We start from the raw sequence: 25,824 nt of genomic DNA on the forward strand, positions 1-25,824 counted from the left end.
AAAATTATATCATAATTTGGCTACCTTTATGGGCCAAATTTAAAATAGACAAGGGTCCAGTTATGATAGAAAAGCTTCTTGAAATTACATTTAACAAGGAAGGTCAGCACAGACCTTTATATCAGCAATTGGAGTCTTCAATTATCCAATTGATATGCCAGGGAATATTAAAACCCGGGCAGATGCTTCCCTCTTCACGTGCACTTTCTGAGAGTCTTCATCTCAACCGTAAAACTGTTGTAGCAACTTACGACGAATTGAATGCACAGGGATGGGTAGAAACCAAAGACAGAAGTGGTGTTTATGTTTCAAGCCAACTGCCTGAAACATCAGCACGCATGGCCGATATAAATAGTAAGAAGTTAAAACGTAATCCACAGCCGGGTTATCCTCTTATCACAAAAGAGCCTTTTAATTATACAACGGTTGATGATCAAAATAGTAACATTATTACCCCCGGAACACGGATGCCATTATATAAATTTGATGACGGTTTTCCAGATCCCAGAATTGCACCCATTGATCAGTTGGTCAGAGAATACAGAAGGCTTGGAAAAGGACGCCTGGCCAATCAATTCCTCATGTATGGCTCAGAATATGGTTCACTCAGACTAAGAGTTGAACTTGCTAAGTTTTTAAACCGCACCAGAGGAATGCAAGTCACAGAAAATGAAATACTGATAACCAAGGGAACCCAGATGGGCATTTATTTAACAACCCAGCTGCTGATTCGTCCCGGTGACACTGTATTTGTTCCGGAACCGGGATATTTCGACGCCAATCAAATCTTTAAGCTGGCAGGGGCAAATCTTGTATTTATTCCTGTGGATAAAGACGGAATGGACGTGGACAGGATTGAACAGTTGTGTCAACAAAAAACACCCAAAATGATCTATATCATTCCCCACCACCACCGCCCTACCACGGTCACACTGAGTGCGGAACGGCGTATGAGGCTCATAAACCTGGCCAGCAGGTACGGATTTGCATTACTGGAAGATGATTATGATTTTGATTATCATTTTACAAGCAATCCGCTTCTGCCTTTGGCCAGTGTAGATACAGGTGGTCACATTATTTATGTAGGCTCCTTTTGTAAAAGTATTGCTCCAGGTATCCGTATTGGTTTTATGATTGCTCCTGAAACAGTAATTAACGAAGCGGCTGCAGTCCGACGATTAATTGACCGGCAAGGAGAGCAGTTACTTGAAGAAGCAATGGCTGAACTTTTAATCGCAGGAGATATTTCCCGGCACATCAAAAAATCATACAAAATTTATCAGGGTCGACTGGAAAATACCTGCCAGCTGCTTTCAGAACATTTAGAAGAATATATAAAGTTTGACCGTCCAAACGGAGGGCTAGCCATCTGGGCAAGCTACAGGCAAGGTATAAGTGCCAGCGAGGTAGCTAAGAATGCGGATAAATTAGGATTGAAAATCAGTGATGGCAGCAATTACTTTTTTGAACCCAATACATCTACATCCAATAACTTTATCCGTATGGGCTATTGCTCTGTGGATGAAACAGAAATGGCTCATGCTATTCAAATATGGAAACAGGCTCTTATATTGTCTACCACGAAACGTAATCCGTAAAACAATAAGGGACACAGTATTGAGTGAGCCTTACCAAGAGTATATATCACAAGTTTATTTTAATTTGGCCCCCAGGCTATATTACAATTGGTCCCCAGAACTTATTAACGGCCGTTTTATATTTGCTTTTTAAACATACAATAAAATGAAAAATATTAGGGCAATAGGCCAGCTTTTGTTACGATTGGCTCTTGGCGTTGGTTTTTTAATTCCTGTCATGGACAGATTAGGATTACTTGGACCTCCCGGTTCCGGAGCAGCATGGGGTGACTGGAAACATTTCATAGATTACACCAATACACTCATTCCTTTTGCGAGCAGGTCAATAGCCAATATAATGGGCGGTTTTGCGACCCTTGGAGAATTTGTATTTGGGGTACTGCTTATTGTAGGCTTTAAGATTAAAGAAGCTTCATTAGGTGCCGGTATACTTACTCTTATTCTTGGTCTCTGCATGGCAATATTTGTAAGCATAAGCGCCCCATTCAGTTATCCTGTATTTGTTTTTACCGGCGGAGCATTAGTCCTTTCCGGTCTCGATCATTATCCATGGAGTATCGATGAGTATATTAAAAAAAGGTCGTTGTAAACTGATATGTGGCAATACTTTGTTTTTGCCACATTAATGAAAAAAAGGGTTTAATAATAATTCTTAAAATGTTCCATGCAAACCAAGCATATTAGGCGACATACTTAATTTCCAGGAAAATTTTTGTTCTTTTTTCTCATGATTCCTTTGCATATATCGATAGGTACCATCTACAATGAAATAGCTGATCGCAGTACTAAGAAATATATCTGAAAAAAAGTGAGCCCCCTCCCACATTCTTGATAAAGGGGTTATAAAACCTACACCGTAAATCCCTGCCTTCACCCATGGATTTGAAAACTGTTTGGCTAAAGCAAACATCGTCGTAGAAACTAATACGGTATGTCCAGATGGAAATGACCGGTATTCAGCCTCACCACTGAAAGGTTTAAAATAAGATTTTCCCACACCTGTTCCCGGCCTTGCCCTTCCCACTAATGTTTTAGATAATGTTTGAATCAGTCCCGCTGTTGTCGCAGAAGAAATCATAAGAACTCCGGTATCTCTGATTTTGTCATTTTTAGTAAAAAGTCCTGTTAAATACACCACACTGGTAATGCCATAATTATTCTGTGGACTTCCAAAATAATATCCGAACTTTTTAATGACCTTAGGGACTTTAGGACTTTGATCTATAAAATACTGACTGGTATTGTTGTCTACCGTATACAATAACACCGTTCCTAATGCCACTCCCCCTACATCAAGCCAATTGTCCTTTTTCCATGATAATGGGCTCAAATAGCTATGCCCTATATTATTGAATATTTGTTTACCATCCACTACTAACTGTCTGCCAATACTATTTTTTTTAGAAATGAGTACGGTATCATTTGTTGTACCATTGTTAAGTGCTAAACTATCAACCTCTTGCGAAAAAATAAAATTAAAAAGTAAGAACAGTAGTAATATAAAAACCTGCTTCATTATTCTTTTTTTGAGAGATGCAAAATTACAATATTAAAGAGGCGAGTTTTTTTTCAAATGATAGAAAAAAACAATATCCATTATTATGTTATATCCCTAAAAAATCTGACTTTAAACACTAATATTCATTTAAATTAAAATATAAAAGCGAGTTTAATAAACTCGCTCTAATTTTTATAATAAACTTATGAGTTCTAAGAGAAGAACAGCTATAAAGTTGTTTATTAGATTGTTTCTCCTTTCGACTTGCAATAACAATTACTTCCCGATACAAAACTTAGAAAAAATATTCCCCAACACCTCATCATTCGTAACCTCTCCCGAAATCTCTCCTAAATGTTCCAAAGCATTACGAAGTTCGTAAGCTAATAATTCCGTTGAAATTCGGAAGGAGATAGCTTCGTTTACTTTGTGTACTGCGTTTAAGGATTTGTGCAATGATTCAAAGTGTCGCTGATTGGTGATCACGACATTACTTTCCTGGGATTTCATTTGTTCCACATAGGAAGACAATTCATTTTTGAGATCCTGGATATTTTGGTTTTCAACGGCTGAGATGGTAATAAAATCGAATTCGTGGCTGATCTCATTTCTAAACACGTTTTCAACATTTTCATATTTTGTTGGAATAACCTCATCAATCTTTGTAGCACAGATGATTAATTTTAAATCATCCCTTACCAATGATTGGATCATCTGAATATCTTCTGTAAAATCTTCTGTAGCCGCATCTGCCAGGTATACCAGGATATTAGCATTTTCAACTTTCTCTTTGGCTTTTTTAACCCCTATTGCTTCGATCTCGTCAGCTGTTTCACGTAATCCGGCAGTATCAATCAAACGGAATGCGTGCCCTTTAATATGTAAAACTTCCTCAATGGTATCTCTTGTGGTTCCGGCGATACTGCTTACAATTGCTCTTTCTTCTTTTAATAAAGCATTTAGCAAAGTTGATTTTCCGGCATTGGGTTTACCGATAATCGCCACAGCAGTTCCATTTTTAATGGCATTACCGTATTGAAAGCTCTCAATCAAGGAATTTAATTTGAGTTCTATTTTACTTAGTAACTGATTCAATGCTGAACGGTCTGCAAATTCCACATCTTCTTCAGCGAAGTCCAGTTCCAGTTCGATCAATGAAACAAAGTTCAATAAATCAGTTCTTAGAATTGATATTTCATTGGTAATCCCCCCTTTCAGTTGATTAATGGCTACTTTTCGGGAAGCTTCATTTTCAGAAGCAATGACATCCGCAATCGCTTCAGCCTGTGAAAGGTCAATTCTCCCATTAATAAAGGCACGAAGCGTAAACTCCCCGGCTTTTGCCATTCTTGCCCCGTTTTTGGTCAGGGTTTCAAGAATACGTTTTCCAATATGTGGAGATCCGTGGAATGCTATTTCTACAGAGTTTTCAGTGGTAAAGCTTTTTGGTGCCAAAAAAATAGATAACATCACCTCATCAATGGCTTCGTCTCCATCCATGAAATACCCATAATGAATGGTATGAGATTTTTGCTTCTCAAGATTTTTACCGGGAAAAGATTTCTGAACGACGGATAAAGCATCGTTACCCGAAACCCTGATAATGCCTAAAGCTCCTATTCCATTGGCCGTAGCCAATGCACAAATGGTATCGTTATTCATGGGGCAAATTTACGGTTTTTAATGGAAATTGTTATAGTAAATGGTTATACGGATTGTCTATAGCACCGATTGAGATCAGAGTACATTTTCTATTTCTTTTTAGATTTAAAAAGATCATCCAGATGTTTAACGTAAGAAAGCTGCATTGTGATAGCGGTCAAACTCAATTCTTCTCTTTTTACAGGATAAACCATTTTATTATTGACGATAACCGCTAAAGAAATACCCCAGTTGTTTTTATGATAATTTCCTGCAATTCGGGCAAACGCTGTTGGATAGACTTCAACTTTTCCTTTTTTCAATAATTTGGGAGCATTTCCAAAATTCGCACCGGCCTGAATCGTACCCGTCATCATCCAACGCTTACTCACCACCCAGGAATAAGCATAACCTCCATTGATTCCCAATTGGAAGTTTTCCAATCCATAGGTTCCATCAGTGCCGCTTCTTTCCATTCCTTTCAATTGATAATAATATCCACCACCCCCTACGAGCCAGCTTCCTTTGGAATGCAACTGGATTTCATCGAGATCAAACGCAGCTTTAGATGAAAACTGCTTTCCATTAAAGAGATAGGTCCCTTCCATACCAATCTGTTTCACCGACATACTCCGGAACATTTCCGGATCTTCATCTTTTCCTTTGTCTACATAAAAACCTCGGTAATCCTGAAAAAATATATCGAATATCATTTTCCTGCCGTAATGATGGATCTGAAAGTCGCGGGTTTTTGTTTTCCCATACTTCTTTTTAGCCGTTAAAGGAATAAAGCCGTAACCCAGCTGCACGCCAACAATCGTATTTTTGATTGCGAAACCTATACCGGTATTCAATGGATAATTGGGAGTATAATGCCTGTCTGTGTCGTCCACTTCCAGCGAACTGGTAGAGAGATATCCGGATATCCTGTATTTTTGAGGATACGGCTTAATATAGGTGGTGTCTATTTTCTGAGCACGAATATATGAAACGGATAATAGTAGTATTAAACCGATTAAAAGTTTTTTCATATCCATGAATTAAATAACTCCATTATATGTAACCATCTGTTCATTATGACATCTTAAACAGAAAGCAATTTAAGTATTATTTCCATTTCTAATGAATAAAAAAATACAAAAACCAAAATTTATAAAAAACATCAATAGCATTCAGCCATTTTTATTAAATTCTATAATTCGCATGGTTAAACGATCACTTTTGCTTTTGTCCTAATACCCATATTTTATTAAGCCATTTGGAACGCTGCTCTTCATCTGAAGTCTTTATAATTCCAACATAAGTAACCTTAACAGGTTTTACCCCACAAAATTTCAACGTTGATTTACTAAGCTGATTAACACTGGGACGACCATAGAACAGCCGGTAATACCAACCCGGCTGATCTAAAGTTGTTATAATACGAGCTGTTTTTCCCTTTAAAAGCTGATCCCACCATACAGAATTTTCACGGTATTTAAATGCCATTCCGGGAAGAAAAAGCCGATCAATAAAACCTTTTGTAATGGCTGGTAAACCACCCCACCAAATAGGATGAATCCAAATCAGATGCTCAGCCCATTGAATAATCTCCCAAGCCTTAAGCAGATCAGGTTCCAGTTCTATTCTTTTTTGATATCCAAACTGCAGATTAGGATTAAATTGCAAATCTGCAATAATGATCTCTTTAACCTCAGCTCCTGAGTTGAGAGCTCCCTCTTTATACGCTTTAGTCAATCCACAACAAAATGAGCTCTTATTAGGATGTCCGTTGATAATTGCTATTTTTTTCATTCTATGGTTTGTATGTTAATGCTTTCATAAGCGTTCAGTCCCGCTAATAATTTACCCGGCTGATGCAATTGATGACTAAAGTAAATACGATGATCAAGTGTATTTTTCAGCAGTTCTTCAGCATGCAAAACAGCAGACAGTGCGGTTAATTCTGCCTGGCCTCTGGCACTTTTCAGGCTGATCGTTTTAGTTCCTTTATTTCCTTTGATCACAATATCAAAAACAGACTGGTCACCCTTACCACTTGAACCAAAAATCATTCTGCGTTCCTTTAAAGATAAAATATTGAAAATCCTCAGTGATTGAAAAGCACCCAGAAGCCAGGTAATAAACTTTGAATTGTAGGTCATTTTAACTGTTACATCGGGAACTCTTTCAATTTGATTTAAAATATATAGATCCGGTACATCAAAATTATAAGCTGTCCTTTTTCCTATTCCAAAAGAATAAGTAAACAATTCTGAATCTAAAAAGTGTTTTACAGAAACTGGTTGGTTATTTTTATACATTGAAAAAGGTTTTGCTACATTTTCTGCCATAAAATGGGCAGAACTTTCCCCTGCAAGATCCTTTACAGAATAATAAACGAAAAGCTTCACCTCTTTTATCTGTTCTGAAAATGTGTTGACCAACCCACTGACAATCCCACCCATCCATCCGGAACTGAAAACGATTCGGCTGTTGACCTTTTGTTGTTTAGCCAATTCATACGCATTCATTAAGTCTGGGGTTGGTTTGGTAATATCCAGGTAATCGATCTTGTTTTCTATAGCAAAACGAAGGATATAATCTTCCTTATCATTCACTGAGAGAATGATCAGCTGGATATGATGATCAAGAATAGTCTGAAAAGTATCAGGTTTCGTAACATCAACAATTAAATCGTTTTCTGTTGTTCCGGCTCTGCGGCTTCCAATAAAAATACGATGTTGTGGGTTTCTGGACCTGAAAATACGGGCAATGGTCTTTCCTACCATTCCATTCCCACCGATAATTAAAATATTTGACTGCATCTCTAATTTTTTTGACAAAACTAGAGCGATACAGAATCATTTAACAGGACAAATGTCTAAAAAGTAATCTCTTTTCGGATGCGGCTTAAATGCCTTTGGGTAATCCCCAGATAGGAAGATAAATACTGAAGTGGGATATCCTGAATATAGTTGGGCTGATTCTTCATTAAGGAAAGATATCTTTGCTTGGCATTATCTCTTTGCAGTTCAAAAAAACGTTTTTCAAGTTCAAGATATTCCTGCTCAGCGATCATTTTCAGGAACAAGATCCATTTGGGATTTTCATCTGCTAATTTTTCTATTTTCTCTTTTTTCAGAACCAGAAGATAAGCTTCAGAAATCGCCTGCATACTCTCAACACCAGGATTTCCTGAAATGAATGAAGAATACGAAGCTATCCACACATTAGGAAATCGAAAACAATAGGTCGTATCCTTTCCCTCGCTGGACGTATAAAAGGATCTGAAAATACCTGATTCTATAAAAGCGATCTCTTTACAATGATCTCCTTCATATACAAAATAATCGTTCTTATGCAGTTTTCTTCTTTCAAAAAGTGGCAATAAGTTTTCTATTTCACTTTGAGAGAAAATTTTAAAGCTTTGGAAGTACTCTTCAATCATTGAGCTATATTATCATTTTAGTTTAGGGATCAAAATTAAACAAAACTATGTTCTTAATGACCCATAAAAAAAATCATCCCATTACTGAGATGATTTACCGTTTTAAATTTACTAAATGTATATATGAAGATATGAAATGATGTCTGTTTTGTTATACAAATATAGTTTCCATCATTTTTTTGTACCTCAGGGGAATCCCTATAAATATATCCGGGAAAATACGGTAGTGTAATTAAAAAATTATTTTATATTATCCGAAATACTTGTTTAAAACAACGAAATCATTTTTTTATACAAAAAATCATCCCAAAATTGAGATGATTCAACTGTTTGTGTTTTGAAAATATATAAAATGAAGTGGTGTCTGTTTTTCTTGATACAAAAGTAGATGATAGGATACAATGAGTTTTCAGGGTAATCCCTAGAAATACACCCGGGAAAATACGGAGAGTTGTTTTTTGGGCTAGTGAATGGCTAAAAGGTTAAAAAGACAAATCGCTCAATTGTTAAGCTGTAAAACTGCTTATTATCATGCAGTTATTGATTTAATCAAATCTGTATTTCTTAAAAATCTTTGATTTTTAAGAAACTTATGTATACCTTTTATCCAGTATACATTCAACTTAAACTTACTAAAGCATTTAAAAACTTTTGTGGCTTTTGACTGCGTCGAACCTTCGGTTTGTGATCAAATTTTTATTTCTACTGATAGTTCAGATCGCACAGAGGTTTTCGATTATTTTAGTTCTCGCATATTAAGATGATTAAGCAGATTTTTATCGTTATGGAAAAAAATCTTTGATTTTTTAAAACTTAGGTGAACTTCTTATGCAGCATGAATTAAACTTAAACTCACTAAAGTGTTTAAAAACTTTTGTAGCTTTTGATTACGTCGAACCTTCGGTTTGTAGTTTAAATTACTTCGCGAGATTGCTTCGTCGCTCTGCTTCTCGCAATGACCAATAAAAAAGCCCCATAAGTATAATTTACAGAGCTTTTAAATTTATCTAACAATTTTTAAATTAAAGTGGACTTACTAATTGTAAGAACCATTCTTTAATGTCACCCTGTAAATAAGGTGACAATTTCTGTTCACAGGTATTGTGATATTGGTTAAGCCATTCTATCTCTTTTTCAGACAGAATTTCTTTTACAATCGTATCTTTAAAGAAAGGGCAGAATGTAAGAGTTTCAAATTCATAGAAAGTCCCTGATCCAGTCTTTTCAGCTTCTTTTACAGCGATAAGGTTTTCATGACGGATTCCGTAATCTCCTTCAAGATAATACCCCGGCTCATTTGAACAAACCATTCCAGGAAGAAGTTCTTGTGGGTTGAGATCTTTTCTGATATTTTGAGGTCCTTCATGTACATTCATAAAGCTTCCCACGCCATGTCCTGTTCCATGATTGAAGTCTTTTCCTTCCATCCATAACGGAAGTCTTGCAACAGCATCCAACTGTACCCCTTTTGTTCCTTTCGGGAATTTCACCATAGATAAACGGATCAATCCCTGTAGTACTAAAGTAGAATTTCTCTTGAAATCTTCAGAAACTGTTCCTAATGCAAAAGTTCTTGTAATGTCGGTTGTTCCTTCCAGATACTGACCTCCCGAATCTACCAGGATGCTCGCATCATTCGTTACCTCTTTACTTCCTTCACTTTTTGCTGAATAATGCATGATAGCTCCATTATCCTTATATCCGACAATACTACCGAAACTTTCTCCTACAAAATTTTCTCCTTCAGCACGGAATCCAAACAATTTCTCACCGATAGAATATTCTGTCATCGCTTCTTTTCCGGCATTGTGAGTCAGCCAGTAAAGGAATTTAACCATTGCTACCCCATCTCTCACCATTACCTTTCTGAAACCTTCCAATTCAGTCTCATTCTTCTGAGCCTTCATTAAATTCCCAGGAACCGGAGCTTTTACAAATTGATTATCAGCTTTTAATGTTTCGAAAATAGATTGATTACTGTTTGGAGAAATCAGGATCTTTTCATTCTTAACAGTCTTCAGATGGTTATAAAATTCTTCATAAGGCATCATTTTTACGAAAGCATCATCTAATTGTTTTCTTGCTACAACTTCCAGTTTTTCAAGATCGGTAAAGAGAATCGCATCATTTTTTGTAATGATGATATATCCCAAAAATACGGGATTACTTTGTACATCACTCCCTCTAAGGTTGAGCGTCCACGCTACATCATCAAGGCTGGAAATAATATGATAGGTAACCTCCTGCTCCTCCATTTTCTGACGAATAGCTGATAATTTATCGGTAACAGATTTTCCTGCTCTTTCTACAGGTTGGATATAAATTGGATTCTTTGATGGTGTTCCTCTTTCTTTCCATACTTCCTTCAATAAAGGAGCATCTACAAGATTGATATTTTTATTTTTTAATTTTTGAGAAAGCAGCTCCCAGTTAGCATGAGAAGTTGCAACAGCATTAACGGCAACTTTTCCATTAGCCGGAATTTCTGAAATGATCCAGTCAATATAGTTGGGTGTCCCTTCGATCCCGTCTTTAAAAAGGTCAATCCCGGAATCCTGCAATTCTAATGCAGCCTGTGTAAAATATCTTCCATCTGTCCAAAGTCCTGCTTTATCTTTGGTAACAACGACAAAACCTGCTGAACCCAGAAATCCCGAGAGCCATGCTCTCTCCTGCCATTCTTCCGGTAAATATTCACTCATATGCGGATCTGCAGAATATATTATAAATGCATCAACATTATTTTTCTGCATTTCTTCGCGAAGCGCAGCTACTTTTTCCTTTGAAGTCATTTTTCAATTTTTTAAAACCGAAAGTTACAAAAAATTTGAGGTTTCAGATTCAAATTATTCGCCGTTTTTTCGTGAATTGATGGTTATTTTATTTTTTCAAAAGAGATCAATCTTTAGTAGTTGTAGTTGCGAGAAGTAAAGGGAACAAGTAATCTCATGAGAGGCAGTTTAAACCACAAACCGAAGGTTCGACGTAGTCAAAAGGCACAAAAGTTATTAAACACTTAAGTGAGTTTAAGCTTACTGCATAAGAAAGTACACATAAGCTTTTTAAAAATCTTTGATTTTTTGGTTCCTGATATTTTACTGACTTTGTTATTATGAATGAATATGAAGCAATTTCAATCGATAACAGCAGCCTTATAGAAAAGTACATTCCGAGAAATAATGATCTACCGTCAGTTCGAGTGTTTTTCTTTATGAAATAAAGAAAAATGTATCGAGAACCGCAGTAAACTTAACCACAAACCGAAGGTTCAACGTAGTCAAAAGTCACAAAAGTTTTTAAACACTTTAGTGAGCTTAAGTTTAATGCATACTGCATAGAAGTACACATAAGCTTTTTAAAAATCTTTGATTTTTTGGTTCCTGATATTTTACCGACTTTGTTATTATGAATGAATATGAAGCAATTCAATCGATAACAGCAGCCTTATAGAAAAAGTACATTCCGAGAAATAATCATCTGTCGTCAGTTCGAGTGTTTTTCTTTATGAAATGAAGAAAAATGTATCGAGAACCGTAGTAAACTTAACCACAAACCGAAGGTTCAATGTAGTCAAAAGGCACAAAAGTTTTTAAACACTTTAGTGAGCTTAAGTTTAATACTTACTGCATAAGAAAGTACACATAAGTTTAGAAAAAATCAAAGATTTTTTTTAGTAGATAAGCTTCATCAGCGAAGCTACTCTTTGCTATCTCAGTTATCGATTATCATTATTAATCTTTGCGTTAAAAATAAGATCACAAGATCATTAATAACAATAGAGTTACCTTTTTACATGAATAACATTTAGGTCAACAATGACAGCCATTTAACAATTAGCTAATAAATTAATCGTTTAACCATAAAAATCATATTTTAATACCTGAAATTTTGCAATTATTGTTAAAAATATTACGTTTTGGAAAGATTCTTGCTACATTAGAATTCTATGGGAAAACAGAATTATAAAAATCACAGGAAATTTTATCCACCTCATCATTTTATTTACCTTCCGCTTTTGCTCATATTAGAAGGAATAGGAATGTATAATATCTGGAATGATTCTGAAAACAAATTGAGTTGGATTTTATTTTCGATTGTTATTTTTCTGATCCTTTATTTAGCGATCATGTGCGGCAGCATTATGCATTGGGCAACCAAAACCGTATTGTGAGACTGGAATTCAGACAGCGGTATTTTGAGATTTTTAATAAAAGATCGGATGAAGTTTGTGAGAAATTAAATTTCGGCCAGATTGCAGCATTACGATTTGCTTATGATGATGAATTTAAAGAGCTTTTATATCAAGCATTAAATGAAAATATTTCCGGAGATCAGATTAAAAGATCAATTAAAAACTGGAGACCTGATAACCATCGAATTTAAATAACACTAAAATAAATTAATATGAAAAAGTTACCCTTATATAGTACTGCAGTATTAAGTTTATTACTATTAACAAGTTGTGAAGCCGTCGAAACCATCTTTAAGGCTGGAATGTGGTGGGGAATCCTGCTGGTTGTAGCAGTTGTCGTTATTCTATTACTAATTTTTTCGAAGGGTAAAAACTCGTAACCATTTTTCATCATGGATAATGACGACTTTGATTTGATCTCCCACCTTAAACCTTCTAAGATTGTTAAGATCATGAAAGATCCGGTGGCTTCTGCAAAGGCTGTAAATCTTATTTACACCTCCGATACAGAAACCGCCGGAATTATTCGTAAAAGAAGAGGAAAAAAATATTCCTATTTTAAAGATGGAGAACGGCTTAAAGATCAGGACGAAATTACCAGAATTAATAAACTGGTAATTCCCCCGGCATGGGAAAATGTATGGATCTGCGCCTTAGATAACGGTCATTTGCAGGCAACCGGATTTGATATAAAAAAAAGAAAACAATACAAATATCATTCACTCTGGAGCGCATTGCGAAACCATACCAAATTTTACCGGATGCTTCAGTTTGGATATGCTTTACCTGAAATTCGCCTGCAAGTGGAAAAAGATCTGGCATTGAGAAATTTTGAAAAAAGAAAGATCCTTGCCTTAATTGTAAGTCTTATGCAGCGCACCAACATCAGAATTGGAAATAACGCTTATGAAAAACTGTATGGATCTTTTGGACTCACTACCTTAAAAGACAAACATGTTAAGATCAATGGACAGAAAATGACCTTTTCATTCAAAGGAAAAAAAGGCGTCATGCACAATGTTGATCTTAAAAGTAGAAAGCTGGCAAGACTTGTGCAGAAATGTAAAGATATTCCCGGAAAGGAACTTTTCCAGTTTTATGATGATGAAGGAAACCGGCATTCTATAGATTCAGGAATGGTGAATGATTATATCAAAGAAATAAGTGGTGAAGATTTTACGGCAAAAGATTTCAGAACCTGGTCCGGGACGGTAAGTGCTTTGATCGCCTTTAAAGAAATTGGTTACGCTGAGAACAATACAGAATATAAAAAGAAAGTAAAAGAAGCACTGGATATTGTGGCTTCACATCTCGGTAATACCAGTACAGTTTGCAGAAAATATTATGTACATCCCTTAGTTATCAATCTCTACGAAAACAATACCATTAAGAAATATCTTGACGAGCTGGAAGACATTGAAGTAAATGATGGCCGGGCAGATTTAACCCAGGAAGAAAAACTGGTATTAAAAATCCTTGAAAACGAAAAAATGTAATCAGCCAGTTCTAAATGGCTGCTGGTTATGTTGTAAACATATTAAATATGGTTATTCTGATCACAAACTCTTAATGCTATCCGGATTTATCTTTCTGTAAAAACTGAACCCTATATTCTTTTGGAGTCATTCCCGTTATCTTTTTAAAGAGCTGGGTAAAATGAGAGGCCGTATGAAAATTAAGCTCGTAAGCTATTTCAGCAATATCTTTACTGGAATGCAGTAATGCTTTACTGTAATTGATATCAATCTCATTGATCCATTGTTTAGGAGAAATCTGCGTTACATTCTTTACACATTTATTGAGATAATTCTCAGTAACCGATAACTTTCCGGCATAAAAAGCTACTCTTTTTTCTGCGACATGGTATTTAAATAAAAGGTCTCTAAACTGCAGGGAAATCTCCATAGAGCGGGTTGCCAATCTCTGATGGCTGTCTAAATCCGTGCTTAGCATTTTAACCAGAATAAGATGAAGCATGGTAATTACCACATCATTCACATTAAGATTATTAAGCCATAATTCCTGTTCCATAATTGGAAGAAGCTGCGTAATCGTTCCATACGTCAGGCTATCCAGCTTAAGGAAAGGAGTCATGAAAAAAATACTGGTTTTATGTTTGGGTAGTTCCTGTTCTGATAAAATACTGTTCTCATAAGCCAGGAAAAAACCTTCTGCATCATCGGATAATTCTATGGTTGCAGTAATCGTTCCCTGTTTAATAAAAATAACTCCACCTCGTTCAGCCTGATATTCTTTATTCTCCAGATACTGTTTGATATGTCCATTGGTAATAAAGATGATAAAATTAAAGGTGGTTCGGTATGGGATTACCGGCATCAGAATCCCTTTAAGGTAATTCTCAAGCCGGTAAAGCTGTACATCCGCATTATTAGCCAATATTTTCTCGGTAATATTAGGGAGAAAAAGTTTTTTGTACTGAAAATTGGATAATACTTCCATATCCTGATTATATATTAATTAAAATTAAACAAAATAGAATGATAATGAGTGTTATTAATGTAACAATATAATAGTGTAATAATGTAACAATATAACAGTGTAACAGTGTAACAATACATGAGAATCTCATTTACTAAAATTTCTCCGCAACTCTAATACTCTAATACTCTAATACTCTAATACTCTAATACTCTAATACGCTCAAACCCCACCATTCACACTTTCAACTCTCCATTTTTAACTTTCAACTCCCTAAAACTTATAATACACCCCAACCTTCACTCCAAAAGGACTTCCCGGCGTATAAGTAAGATCGGTAGTTGATTCTGTTTCGTTTTTCAACTGAGTTTCAGTGGCAAACTGAGCTTCATTCCATTTTACATTGAAGAGATTATTCACCTGAATATTTGCGCCCCATTTTGCCTGATTGTAAGAAAGCATCAGATCATTTACAAAATAAGCTTTTGTCCGGATACTGTTATCTTCAACTGCTGGTCTCGCTCCCAGATAACGGTATTGAATTCCCAAAGAGAAGCCATGTAAAAAGTCCCAGTTCACAGAACCAGTACTGGTCACTACCGGTGCTAAAGGCACATAATCTTTACCTTTTTCTTCTTCCGTAAATCTGGCATGTGAGTAATTAACATCTGCATTCAGATAAAAGTTTTCTAAAGGCTGGAAACGAATTCCCAAATCAGCTCCCATCCGTTGAGATTTTCCTGAAGGTTCCACCACTGCATCGTCTCCCACGTATACAAATTCCTGTTGCAGGAACAAATACCATACTGTTGGAGTTATGATCAATGATTTAAAAGGATGTAAACGCAATCCGAAATCTCCACCTACTGAATAAGGAAGGGTTTTCTGTCCCTGCTGCTCAATCACCACCCTCATATCATTGGAATGAAAGCCCATTCCGGTTTTTAAAAACCACATCACATTGTCACTGGCAGCATAGGAAAAATTAAGCTTAGGACTTAATCTTGTACTCTCCGAAGATTGTCCGGAAGGTAATTGTTCAGGATTTAGCAGATTATGCATATTAAAAATAAAATGATCTACTCTTAAACCTGGGTTGATGGTCCATTTTCCTGTTTTCCAAACCAAACCAGTATAGGCATGAAGATTGGTTTCAGTTCCATTCACATTAGATAATCTGTCCAAAAGTAAATCCCTGTGATAAACATGATTCAGCTGAAGCGTATTGATATCATCATTTCTGAAACCGACTCCTGAAATCCAGTCTAATGTTCCATTAGGTAATGAAAAATTCTTAGTATACTTTATTTCCGAACCATAAATATTTCTTCCGTCTGTCTGCTGAATTTCATCACCATGATCTTTATCTTTTAAATAAAAAGTAAAGTCTGAATACAGATTAAAATCATATTTCGAATACCACGCCATTGCATCGATGTGTTCCGATGGTGATATGATATGTTTATAATTCATCTGGAGATTGGTTCTTGAGGTACTTCCTCCTTCTGTAGGATCAATACTTCCCCATCTTCCGATAATCCCTTCATTTACTGCCCGTTCAGGAATCTGACCCGACGCATTCCACGAAGAATTAAACGTGGAAAACTGGATATTAAAATAATCCTTATCCGTTAACCATTGATTGTATTTACCGAAAATATTGACTCTGTTGAAATTTTGTTTTACATCGAAAGGACCATCCGTATAATTGTATTCTGCCGCCAGATAAGCACTTTTTCTGCCAGCCGGATCATTCAGGATATTGAACATTCCTAAAATTCTTTTGCTGTTAAAAGAGCCTCCTTCCAATTTAATCATACTGTTACTTAATCGGTCGTAGGTTTTAAAATCTACATATCCTGAAGTATTAAAATCTCCACGATCCATATAATATGCTCCTTTTCCAAAATCGATATTATTAACCGTTTCAGGAATCACAAAGTGCAGATCAGAATACCCCTGGCCATGTGCATGAGAGACAATATTAACAGGCATTCCATCAACATTGACACTTACATCCGTTCCGTGATCAGAATCAAATCCTCGTAGGAAGAGCTGTTCAGCTTTTCCACCTCCTGCATGTTGTGCGATAAATAACCCGGGAACTTTACGCAATAAATCCTGTGCAGAATTAACAGGAAACTTATTCAGATCCACTTTAGTAATCGCGGATAAAAATGAACTGTGGTTAATCGCGACCTCCGAAATCTGAAAAGGCTTATGCTGCATAAAAACAACCTTGTTCTTTTCATCATCATTGGTGATCACCCATTTTACATCATCATATCCTTTATGACTGATGACGAGGGTATCAGGATAGGAAGCGATATTCAGCCTAACTGTTCCATCGGTTCCTGAATGAGCATGATTATTTCCATGGTCAAATGCAACCAGTGCTTCTGAAATAGGAAAATGATCATCAAAATCTTTAATTAACAATTGTTTTTGTGATCCGGCCTCCTGTGCTGCTACTTTTGCATTCACCAACACTGCCAGGAAGACGACCATTACTTTTGTTACTTTCATTGAATTAAAATTGATATTTCTTTATTTATTTTTTTGCCTTTTTATAAAAATTTTCTGTATCACCAATGTGATCCATGTTCCCACGACAAATGGGAACGTAAGAACTCCACCTACTTCATTAAGGACATTATAATCAATCAACAGATCATCGATCACCACAGTAAGGAATACAGCGATAAGTACCCACAAACCATCCGTTTTTTTAAAACCGGAGAAAGCAATAGCGGAAAGAACAGCGTTAAACCCAAATAATCCCATGTGAATTTTATCAATCGGCTCGCCATTTAAATGAGAGAGATAAGCTCCTATTACTGAACCTGCCAGGCCATACAGCGCAGCTGCCGGGGAACTGATAAAAACGGCGATGAAGAAAATAATTCCTGAGAGGATGCCTCCCTGAAAAATCACTTCACCAAACCCATTGGTACAGGTTAAAAAATCGTCATAATCAATAGGATCCATTTTAGCAGTCATCATTTCCGATGGCGGAATCTGTGTAAAATGGTGAAGCAGACAAATGCTGATCCACGTCACTATAATGAACGGAAATGTAAATACCGGGATTTTTCTCTGAATAAAAAAGTGCTGAATGATTGTTGCCAATGCGCCTCCTATTGCAATAAGAATCCAGATAAGCAAAGTCGTCTGAAATACAAAAGACAATGCGACACCTACCAGAGCAGCACTAAAGCCATACAATCCTGCATTAATTTCTGATTGAGCATACTTTAGTTTCATGGCTGTAAACGTACCAACTGCTGTAGATAGCAAAACAGCTACACCACCCTGCCAGCTTCCCATAAAAATACCGATCAGAAACAGAAGCCCGGTCCATCTGCTTTCCTGAAGCATGATCTGTCCGATTCCTTTTAAAACATTATCTATAAAAGGGAATTTTTCAAAAAATTTGTTCATAGTTTTTTTTTATTTTTTTTGGTGTGAGATAAGAGATCCGAGGTACGGGTTAAAATTAATACTCTTTGATTTTCAGATGTTCAATTTCCATTAAATTAACCGAATTACATTTCAAAAATTCTACAACCCGAATCCCGTATCCCTAAACTTATAACTCGAAACTCTCAAACCCCGAAACCCGTAACCCGAACCTCACCTACCATCCCAGAAATACCATTCCAATTCCACATACAGTAACTACAGCACCACTTATCGCTCCCATATAGCGTTCCAGTTTTTCCGTATTGAATAATCTGGAATATCCGTAACGTCCTAATAATACCATCCCTAGCATTGTTAAAACAGTCGTTATTGTAAAAGAGGAAACGAGTACAAAAATTTCATATGTGGAGTGCTTTACTCCTGAATAAAATAAAAGCGGAATTAAAGGTTCACTCGGTCCCATAACGAAAATCATAAACAGGACCAGTGGGGTCACTTTAATTCTCTTTTGGGGCATCACCATTTCAGTATGATTATGTTCATAAACATATACATCATCGCCCATTACGTCAAAATGTTTATGTGGTTTATTTCGTATAGCCTGAATTAATCCATAGATCAGATAGATCCCACCTACAATAAGTAAAGCCCATCCTGAAAAATTACCTCTCAGATCCTGAAACCAGGAAATTTTATTTAGCTGCCAACCTAAGAATACCCCAATAAATCCTAATACCAAAGAGCTCATTACATGCCCAAAACCACAAACTATTGTTAAAATAGTAGTTCGCATTCCGCTCCATCCCTTTGATTTTGAAAGCACGATAAACGGAAGGTAATGATCTGGTCCGGATGCCGTATGTATAAAACTTATAGAAATTGCACTGATTAAAAGCGCCCAAATCGTCGTGTCCATTGATTAATTTTATTAAGGTTATCTATTTATAACCTTTTATGTTTTGGCTAAAGCCTTTGTATTTGTCTTTATTATATTGAGCGGGCTAAAGCCCACTCCTGTTGATATAGATTCTTTATTTTTACTCTAGAGCCCAAAGTTTTTCCTGTACAAAAAGAAAAAAATTATACATCATCTCCCCTCCATGACCTAAAGCTCTAATGATAAATCCATTATTTTCCATCGCCGAAATTCCGATTTCCATCCCTTCATTATGAGCTTCTTCTGAGTTTAAAATAGATTCTACTAAAGCTTCTTTATCCACATTTTCTTTCGTACTGTAAAAAATCAAGGTTCCCTGATGCGTAAACTGTTCCAGGTTTCCAATCCCATTGATAGGAATCAGATCCGGCTGAATAAGCACATTGTCTTTAATCATTAATTTACCTTCATGATAAATTTCCATCAGATTCTGGAAGCGTTTCAGCTTAAAAACCTCTCCATAATGCTTTCTTCCACAGGTAATAATTTCACTGATGATGATCTGACTGTTTTTGCCAATAGTAATCTGTGCCTCACTTTTAAAATTAGAGCTCTCATGGGGAACAATCGGATGCGGAACATAAGCAAATGAAGTATTATCCTCCATCTTTACATTCAGCAACTGAACCGCCTTATCTTCCATATTGAATAATCTTTGGTAAGATTGTGATTGCAGTTGCAGGGATGAGCCTTTTTCTAATGATACTTCCAAATGATAACGGTCTCCATCCAGGATTCCCGGAGAAGAACTCATCACCATCTGGTAGAGTTTGTTGTCATTTTTACGCTGCCCAACAGATACAACTCTGAAAGGAAGGGAAACATAAAGATCTTTGACATAAGATTTCCCTTCCTTGTATCCGGCAACGAGTTCTAAGCGACTATCCATCTATCGTACAAGATTCGGTTCTTCACATTCCTCCAGCAATGCATATTTTTTAATCCACCCGATCACTTTTTCCAACCCTTCATCTGTTTTAAGATTGGTAAAAACAAACGGACTTCCGTTTCTCATTCTTCTGGCGTCTCTTTCCATCACCTCAAGACTTGCTCCAACATGAGGCGCCAAATCTATTTTATTGATAATTAAAAGATCTGAACGGGTAATTCCAGGACCTCCTTTTCTCGGGATTTTCTCTCCTTCTGCCACATCAATGATGAAAATGGTCACATCTGCAAGATCAGGACTGAATGTTGCTGATAAATTATCCCCTCCACTTTCAATAAGAACCAATTCAATATCAGGAAAACGCGCTGCTAATTCATCCACTGCTTCCAGATTCATACTCGCATCTTCTCTTATGGCAGTGTGAGGACATCCTCCTGTTTCCACCCCAATAATTCTTTCATGAGGTAAAAGGCTGTTTTTTGCCATAAACTCTGCATCTTCTTTCGTGTAAATATCATTGGTGATGACACCAAGATCATAAGTTCCGAACATTTTTCTACTCAAACGTTCCAACAATGCTGTTTTTCCTGAACCCACAGGTCCTGCAACACCTACTTTTATATACTTTCTATTTTCCATTTTTTTATTTTTTTTAAGCGAATGGGCAAATAAGCAAAAAGGCAAATTTGCGATTCAACCTTTTCGCCCTTCCGCGATTTTACAATTTTACAATTCAGCGATTTTGCCTTTTCGCTTTTCAGCGATTCCGCACTTACGACATATACAACCTCGAATACAACCTCTCATGCTGCATACAATGAATATCAAAAGATGTATTGCATATTCCCACAAGATCCCGGTCTATTTCCATTGTTTCCTTAGCTGTTCTTTCCATTACAGAATAGAGATCGAATAAGATATCCTGTCCATCCAGCTGTCCCAGAGGTACCAGCTTTACAGCATTGGTAATCATTCCGGCAACTGATGTGTAGTAAAATCCCAAAAGCGCTTCATACAGAGGAATTTTCATCAGGGCAGTATAAATACCAAACACGATACAATAATGAGAATTGACTTCACCCTTCCTGATTACTTCTTCGTACTTTTCCATAAAAGGGAAATGCTCTCTTCTTTTAAAGATTTTAATCAGACGTAATCCCAGTTTTTGACTGGCCTGGCGGATCTCCTTCGGGCATTTGAGCGCGTTGCACTCATGATCAAGTTTGATGATTGATGTTAAATCTTCATTCTGCGTTGCCTCGTAGGCAAGCTTCATCAAAGCTCCATCATTGTATTTCAGGTTGTAGATCAGCATATTTTCTACAAACTCTTTTGCCGTTTTCACATTATTTACTATTCTTTTCTGCACATACGTTTCCAATCCGTTAGAATGGCTGTACCCACCAATTGGTAATGTGGGATCGGCAATGTGCAGCAAACCTGCCAGAAAATTTAAGTTTGTATTATTCATCCTTTGGCGCTGCCATTTTTAGTATTTTAGTAAATAAGGTCGATCCTAAACTTCCGTGCCCATGTGGCTCTACATTGGATTTAAGAAGATTCAGAAGTTTTACATTCTGTTTTTCAGGAGAAAAACCGCTTGCTTCCAGCCATCTGTACATTGGCATTTCAAAAGGCAATAATACCTCATCATTTTGAATAAACAGGGGAATGTGTTTGTTTCCTATCTCATAACATATGGTTCCCATTTCCAGCATAGATGCCGGCTTCATGACAATAGCTTCTGTTTCTACTACATTAACGACGATAACTTTTGTCTCATCATCATAAAGAACGTCCCCTTCACGCAAACGCTGACCTTCCCGAAGGAATTTTATGGCAAGATCAATCCCCTGTCTTGTTTTCTTACGCTGAATTCTTTTGGTCGTTTCAAACCATTCCAGATCCAGGTAATCAACATTCTTTCCCTGCACAGGATAATCGATGATATTACCTATGGTTTCATTAATAATCATTCTTTTTTTCTTTTTTTCTGAAATCGATATTTTTAGAGATCCCTACCCCAAAAGTGGATGCACTGATTCCGGCAACATAGGTCTTCGTCCAGCCTTCCTGTTTTGTTTTTGTCTGCAACATGGAAAGCTCTGCAAATTTGAATTTAAGCGCCCATCCGCCACCCAGAAAAATGGCAAATAAGGGATAGGCACGAAGGCGGTATCCGGTAAAATCATTCATGGCATCGGAAGTCATAGACAATTGCTGCCCCCAAACATAATGGGCATCGATCTGACCAATTAAAGCAAAATATTTCCCAAGGGTTACAGACGGACTGTACCAGATCCCGGCTTCATTTTGTTTGTAAACGGTACGGTGATCTGAGACATTCTGTGCATAGGCGTAATTAACTCCAATCACATCGTTATTATTGAAAAAATATCCTATACCAATAGGGACTCCTGCATTAGCACTTGTTCCCACAGAACTGTTACTGCCGGAAGGAGCATTGGTTTTTGAATAATCAAAAGAACCATACACCATAAACTGTCCTTTTGGCCCTTCTTCATCACTTTTCAGTCTTCGTCCCCCTAGGAATTGGGCATGCAGCTGGGCAGACATCAAAGATGTTCCGACTACTGCTAATGACAATGCTTTTTTATTAAAATATTTCATCTGATCTTTAGATTTAATTGATATTCTTTGAAAGAGCCCGGAATTCCACCGGGCTTTATAAAAAGTTTCATCTTTAGAACAGATAATACAATTGGGTTAAAGGAAGCTTCTCAGCCGGTTCACAGGTAATATACTCTCCATCTACGGTTACTTTGTAGTTTTCCGGATTCACCTCAATTAAAGGAGTTTTGTCATTATGGATGAGGTTTGCTTTAGAAATATTTCTGCAGTTCTTCACTGGAAGGATCATTTTCTCAAGTTTAAATTCAGCAATAGAACCGTTATCTATAGAAACCTGGGACACAAAAGTAGCACAGGTCCCATATTTTGCTCTTCCATGTGCCCCAAACATATTTCTGTAAATTACAGGTTGTGGTGTTGGAATAGAAGCATTAGGATCACCCATTTTACTCGCGATGACCATTCCTCCTTTATAGATCATCTCCGGTTTCACTCCAAATAAAGCAGGTCTCCAGATCACCAGGTCTGCCAATTTACCTTCTTCAATAGAACCTACATACTCAGAAATCCCGTGAGCAATAGCAGGATTGATCGTATATTTTGCTACATATCTTTTTGCACGGTAATTATCATGTTCAGAACCTTTATCTTCTTCAAGCTGACCGCGTTGGTCTTTCATTTTGCTGGCTGTCTGCCATGTTCTCGTAATGACTTCTCCTGGTCTTCCCATTGCCTGTGAATCGGAACTCATGATGCTGAATACTCCCATATCATGCAGAATATCTTCAGCAGCGATGGTTTCAGGACGAATACGTGAATCAGCAAAGGCAACATCTTCAGGAATATTTTTACTTAAATGATGACATACCATCAGCATATCCAGATGTTCATCGATGGTATTGATCGTATAAGGGCGTGTCGGATTCGTAGATGCCGGTAATACATTAGGATACATTGCCGCTTTAATGATATCCGGAGCATGACCTCCTCCTGCTCCTTCCGTATGGAACGTGTGGATCACTCTTCCGTTAATGGCACGCATGGTGTCCTCAAGAAATCCGCCTTCATTTAAGGTATCAGTATGGATAGCTACTTGAACATCATACTTGTCAGCAACCTTCAGTGCAGCATCTATCGTCGCAGGGGTTGCTCCCCAATCTTCATGGATCTTCACTCCCAAAGCTCCTGCTTCTACCTGCTCTTCAATAGGCTCTGTTGCTGAACAATTTCCTTTTCCGAAGAATCCAAGATTCATAGGGTATTCTTCTGCCGCCTCGAGCATTCTCTGCATATTGAATCTTCCCGGGGTAACTGTGGTTGCATTGGTTCCGTCATTAGGACCTGTCCCACCACCAATCATGGTTGTAATACCACTGTATAAAGAAGTTTCGATCTGTTGTGGGCAGATGTAATGAATGTGTGTGTCTATTCCTCCTGCGGTTACAATATATCCTTTTCCGCCATGTACTTCTGTAGAAGCTCCAATGATCATGTTGGGAGTTACACCATCCATCGTATCAGGATTTCCGGCTTTTCCGATCCCGACGATCTTTCCGTCTTTGATTCCTATATCTGCTTTTACAATTCCCCAGTGATCTATGATGACCGCTCCTGTGATACAAAGATCCAGCACCCCTTCATCTCTTTTACGGGTCACATTCTGTCCCATTCCGTCACGAACAGTTTTACCCCCTCCGAAAACAGCTTCGTCTCCATAATGTGTAAAATCTTTTTCGATCTCAATAATCATTTCAGTGTCCCCTAAACGGATTCTGTCTCCAGCTGTAGGGCCTAATATATTGGCGTATTGTTTTCTGTCTACGTGTAAACTCATCTTACTGATTTTTAAAATTTAACTGAATTGCTTTTGCAAGGCTTTCTTCTTTCTGAGCATCAGAATTCACAGATCCATCCACCAGATTATTAAACCCTATTGCCTTTTTATCTCCTCCAATTTCAACAAGCTCGACTTCTTTTTCTTCCCCCGGTTCAAAACGGACTGCAGTACTTGCGACAATATTCAGTCGCTTTCCAAAAGCTTTTTCACGATCAAAGCTCATTGCTTTATTCACTTCAAAAAAATGAAAGTGTGAACCCACCTGAATAGGACGGTCTCCGGTGTTTACTACTTTTAGTTTTACAGTTTCTCTGCCTTCATTGCAGATAATTGTTCCTTCTTTTACAAAAATTTCTCCTGGTATCATAATAGGTAAGGATTAACGGATTGGATTATGTACGGTGACCAACTTGGTTCCATCTGGAAATGTTGCTTCGATCTGAACATCATGGATCATTTCTGCCACTCCTGGCATTACATCATCCTTGGTTAGAATCTGTGCTCCTTCCTGCATCAGTTCGGCTACTTTTTTACCATCTCTTGCTCCTTCCAATAAAAAGTGGCTGATAATCGCTATCGCTTCAGGATAGTTGAGTTTAAGTCCTCTGGCTTTTCTTTTTAGAGCTAACTCACCTGCCATATGCAGCATTAGTTTCTCTGTTTCTCTGGGTGTTAAGTGCATTGTATGTTATTTAAAATTGAACATGCGTTATCCTGTCTGCCTTTCTGTAAAGACAAATCAAAATGCTTTTATTTCGAAAAATTTGAAAATGAATCAGGTGAACCTATATTCAGCTACAGGTTATCAATTCATAGATCGGAATGAGAAAATTAACAGAAGTTGATCTGTAAAGAATGATATAGAATATATCGGGGTGTTGTTGTAACAACAGGATGAAGTGCCGCTATCTGCGGAGCTTGGTAATAATAAGACTCGAAGAAAAACTGCAGACACTGTTGAACAGGTACAGTATAATCAAATTTTACTTTTTCAACATCATCAAGATCGGGCTCATCCATGTTATCAGATAAGGTATATCCCTGCTCTGGATTCTGATGATCGTATTTTTGTGAAAGTTTATTTTTGGAAACGGCTGCTGAATACGATTGTACCTCCCCTTTAAACACAAAAAGAGATGTGCATAAAGCAAAGAAAAACAGTACAAAAGAGAACAATATGATCTTTTTATTCATAGCCATAATTGATGGGGTAAAATTAGACCAATGAAAACTCTCTGCCTATCAAAAACATTATTTAAAATGTTCAAAATCGTGACAAATAGAAATTTTATTTTGAATTTTTCCATAAGTCTTTTACTGATAGGATCTCCACAGCATTTTAAAATAG

Annotated in this window: 24 protein-coding genes and 1 pseudogene; 5 read left to right on the forward strand and 20 right to left on the reverse strand. The window is 37.0% G+C overall.

What is annotated here, in order from left to right:
• The first annotated feature begins 62 nt into the window (after positions 1–62).
• Together CEY12_RS07940 and CEY12_RS07945 are read left to right on the forward strand one after the other, a co-directional pair.
• Positions 63–1,598, forward strand: coding sequence for a PLP-dependent aminotransferase family protein (locus CEY12_RS07940; protein ID WP_089027183.1), 1,536 nt, complete (start codon positions 63–65; stop codon positions 1,596–1,598).
• A gap of 145 nt (positions 1,599–1,743) precedes the next feature.
• The gene (locus tag CEY12_RS07945; protein ID WP_089027184.1) at positions 1,744–2,187 is read left to right on the forward strand and encodes a DoxX family protein; all 444 of its coding nucleotides are present in this window, start codon (positions 1,744–1,746) and stop codon (positions 2,185–2,187) included.
• Positions 2,188–2,250: 63 nt separating this feature from the next.
• Here CEY12_RS07945 and CEY12_RS07950 read toward each other — a convergent pair whose 3' ends face one another.
• From CEY12_RS07950 to CEY12_RS07980, 7 genes are all read right to left on the reverse strand, one after another.
• Entirely contained in the window at positions 2,251–3,114 is an 864-nt protein-coding gene (locus tag CEY12_RS07950) for a phosphatase PAP2 family protein (protein ID WP_089027185.1), read from the reverse strand.
• A gap of 258 nt (positions 3,115–3,372) precedes the next feature.
• A complete protein-coding gene (mnmE, locus tag CEY12_RS07955; RefSeq protein ID WP_089027186.1) occupies positions 3,373–4,758 on the reverse strand; it encodes a tRNA uridine-5-carboxymethylaminomethyl(34) synthesis GTPase MnmE in 1,386 nt (461 codons plus the stop codon).
• Positions 4,759–4,847: 89 nt separating this feature from the next.
• The gene (locus CEY12_RS07960; protein ID WP_157676785.1) at positions 4,848–5,768 is read right to left on the reverse strand and encodes a DUF4421 family protein; all 921 of its coding nucleotides are present in this window, start codon (positions 5,766–5,768) and stop codon (positions 4,848–4,850) included.
• 184 nt (positions 5,769–5,952) lie between these two features.
• Positions 5,953–6,531 (reverse strand): NAD(P)H-dependent oxidoreductase, encoded by a 579-nt coding sequence (locus CEY12_RS07965; RefSeq protein ID WP_089027188.1) that lies wholly within the window; start codon positions 6,529–6,531, stop codon positions 5,953–5,955.
• Complete coding sequence (locus CEY12_RS07970) at positions 6,528–7,544, reverse strand: saccharopine dehydrogenase (protein ID WP_089027189.1); 1,017 nt, start codon at positions 7,542–7,544, stop codon at positions 6,528–6,530. The genes CEY12_RS07965 and CEY12_RS07970 overlap by 4 nt, the downstream gene beginning before the upstream one ends.
• Positions 7,545–7,600: 56 nt before the next feature.
• Entirely contained in the window at positions 7,601–8,167 is a 567-nt protein-coding gene (locus tag CEY12_RS07975) for a Crp/Fnr family transcriptional regulator (RefSeq protein ID WP_089027190.1), read from the reverse strand.
• 1,022 nt (positions 8,168–9,189) lie between these two features.
• A complete protein-coding gene (locus CEY12_RS07980; protein ID WP_089027191.1) occupies positions 9,190–10,959 on the reverse strand; it encodes an aminopeptidase P family protein in 1,770 nt (589 codons plus the stop codon).
• Positions 10,960–12,113: 1,154 nt separating this feature from the next.
• Here CEY12_RS07980 and CEY12_RS07985 point away from each other — a divergent pair.
• The 3 genes and pseudogenes from CEY12_RS07985 (at position 12,114) to CEY12_RS07995 (ending at position 13,855) form a co-directional block, all read left to right on the forward strand.
• A pseudogene (locus CEY12_RS07985) lies at positions 12,114–12,550 on the forward strand (DUF6526 family protein).
• Positions 12,551–12,571: 21 nt separating this feature from the next.
• Positions 12,572–12,739: a phosphatidate cytidylyltransferase gene (locus CEY12_RS07990; RefSeq protein ID WP_089027192.1), complete on the forward strand. Its 168-nt coding sequence runs from the start codon at positions 12,572–12,574 to the stop codon at positions 12,737–12,739.
• A gap of 12 nt (positions 12,740–12,751) precedes the next feature.
• Positions 12,752–13,855 (forward strand): DNA topoisomerase IB, encoded by a 1,104-nt coding sequence (locus tag CEY12_RS07995; protein ID WP_089027193.1) that lies wholly within the window; start codon positions 12,752–12,754, stop codon positions 13,853–13,855.
• Between the two features lie 76 nt (positions 13,856–13,931).
• Here CEY12_RS07995 and CEY12_RS08000 read toward each other — a convergent pair whose 3' ends face one another.
• The 13 genes from CEY12_RS08000 to CEY12_RS08060 all read right to left on the reverse strand — a co-directional run bounded on the left by CEY12_RS08000 (position 13,932) and on the right by CEY12_RS08060 (position 25,670).
• The gene (locus tag CEY12_RS08000; protein WP_089027194.1) at positions 13,932–14,819 is read right to left on the reverse strand and encodes a helix-turn-helix domain-containing protein; all 888 of its coding nucleotides are present in this window, start codon (positions 14,817–14,819) and stop codon (positions 13,932–13,934) included.
• 252 nt (positions 14,820–15,071) lie between these two features.
• Complete coding sequence (locus tag CEY12_RS08005) at positions 15,072–17,324, reverse strand: TonB-dependent receptor (RefSeq protein ID WP_089027195.1); 2,253 nt, start codon at positions 17,322–17,324, stop codon at positions 15,072–15,074.
• 21 nt (positions 17,325–17,345) lie between these two features.
• Positions 17,346–18,239, reverse strand: a complete 894-nt coding sequence (locus tag CEY12_RS08010; protein ID WP_089027196.1) for an urea transporter — start codon at positions 18,237–18,239, stop codon at positions 17,346–17,348.
• A 196-nt stretch (positions 18,240–18,435) separates the two neighbouring features.
• A complete protein-coding gene (locus CEY12_RS08015) occupies positions 18,436–19,137 on the reverse strand; it encodes a hypothetical protein (RefSeq protein ID WP_089027197.1) in 702 nt (233 codons plus the stop codon).
• A 121-nt stretch (positions 19,138–19,258) separates the two neighbouring features.
• Positions 19,259–20,047: an urease accessory protein UreD gene (locus CEY12_RS08020; RefSeq protein ID WP_089027198.1), complete on the reverse strand. Its 789-nt coding sequence runs from the start codon at positions 20,045–20,047 to the stop codon at positions 19,259–19,261.
• On the reverse strand, positions 20,048–20,686 hold the full coding sequence (ureG, locus tag CEY12_RS08025; RefSeq protein WP_089027199.1) for an urease accessory protein UreG: 639 nt from the start codon (positions 20,684–20,686) through the stop codon (positions 20,048–20,050).
• 133 nt (positions 20,687–20,819) lie between these two features.
• Positions 20,820–21,518, reverse strand: a complete 699-nt coding sequence (locus CEY12_RS08030; protein WP_089027200.1) for an urease accessory protein UreF — start codon at positions 21,516–21,518, stop codon at positions 20,820–20,822.
• Positions 21,511–22,023 carry an urease accessory protein UreE gene (gene ureE, locus CEY12_RS08035; RefSeq protein WP_089027201.1) on the reverse strand — a complete coding sequence of 171 codons (513 nt, stop codon included), beginning with the start codon at positions 22,021–22,023 and terminating at the stop codon, positions 21,511–21,513. Before ureE ends, CEY12_RS08030 begins: the two co-directional genes overlap by 8 nt.
• Positions 22,013–22,678 carry a hypothetical protein gene (locus CEY12_RS08040; RefSeq protein ID WP_089027202.1) on the reverse strand — a complete coding sequence of 222 codons (666 nt, stop codon included), beginning with the start codon at positions 22,676–22,678 and terminating at the stop codon, positions 22,013–22,015. Before CEY12_RS08040 ends, ureE begins: the two co-directional genes overlap by 11 nt.
• Before the next feature lie 73 nt (positions 22,679–22,751).
• Entirely contained in the window at positions 22,752–24,473 is a 1,722-nt protein-coding gene (gene ureC, locus CEY12_RS08045) for an urease subunit alpha (RefSeq protein ID WP_089027203.1), read from the reverse strand.
• 1 nt (position 24,474) lies between these two features.
• Positions 24,475–24,843 (reverse strand): urease subunit beta, encoded by a 369-nt coding sequence (ureB, locus tag CEY12_RS22570; RefSeq protein ID WP_089027204.1) that lies wholly within the window; start codon positions 24,841–24,843, stop codon positions 24,475–24,477.
• A gap of 12 nt (positions 24,844–24,855) precedes the next feature.
• Positions 24,856–25,158, reverse strand: coding sequence for an urease subunit gamma (gene ureA / locus CEY12_RS22575; RefSeq protein WP_089027205.1), 303 nt, complete (start codon positions 25,156–25,158; stop codon positions 24,856–24,858).
• Positions 25,159–25,307: 149 nt separating this feature from the next.
• Positions 25,308–25,670 (reverse strand): hypothetical protein, encoded by a 363-nt coding sequence (locus CEY12_RS08060; RefSeq protein ID WP_157676786.1) that lies wholly within the window; start codon positions 25,668–25,670, stop codon positions 25,308–25,310.
• Positions 25,671–25,824 lie beyond the last annotated feature (154 nt).

The organism is Chryseobacterium sp. T16E-39, assembly GCF_002216065.1.
GTDB lineage: Bacteria > Bacteroidota > Bacteroidia > Flavobacteriales > Weeksellaceae > Chryseobacterium.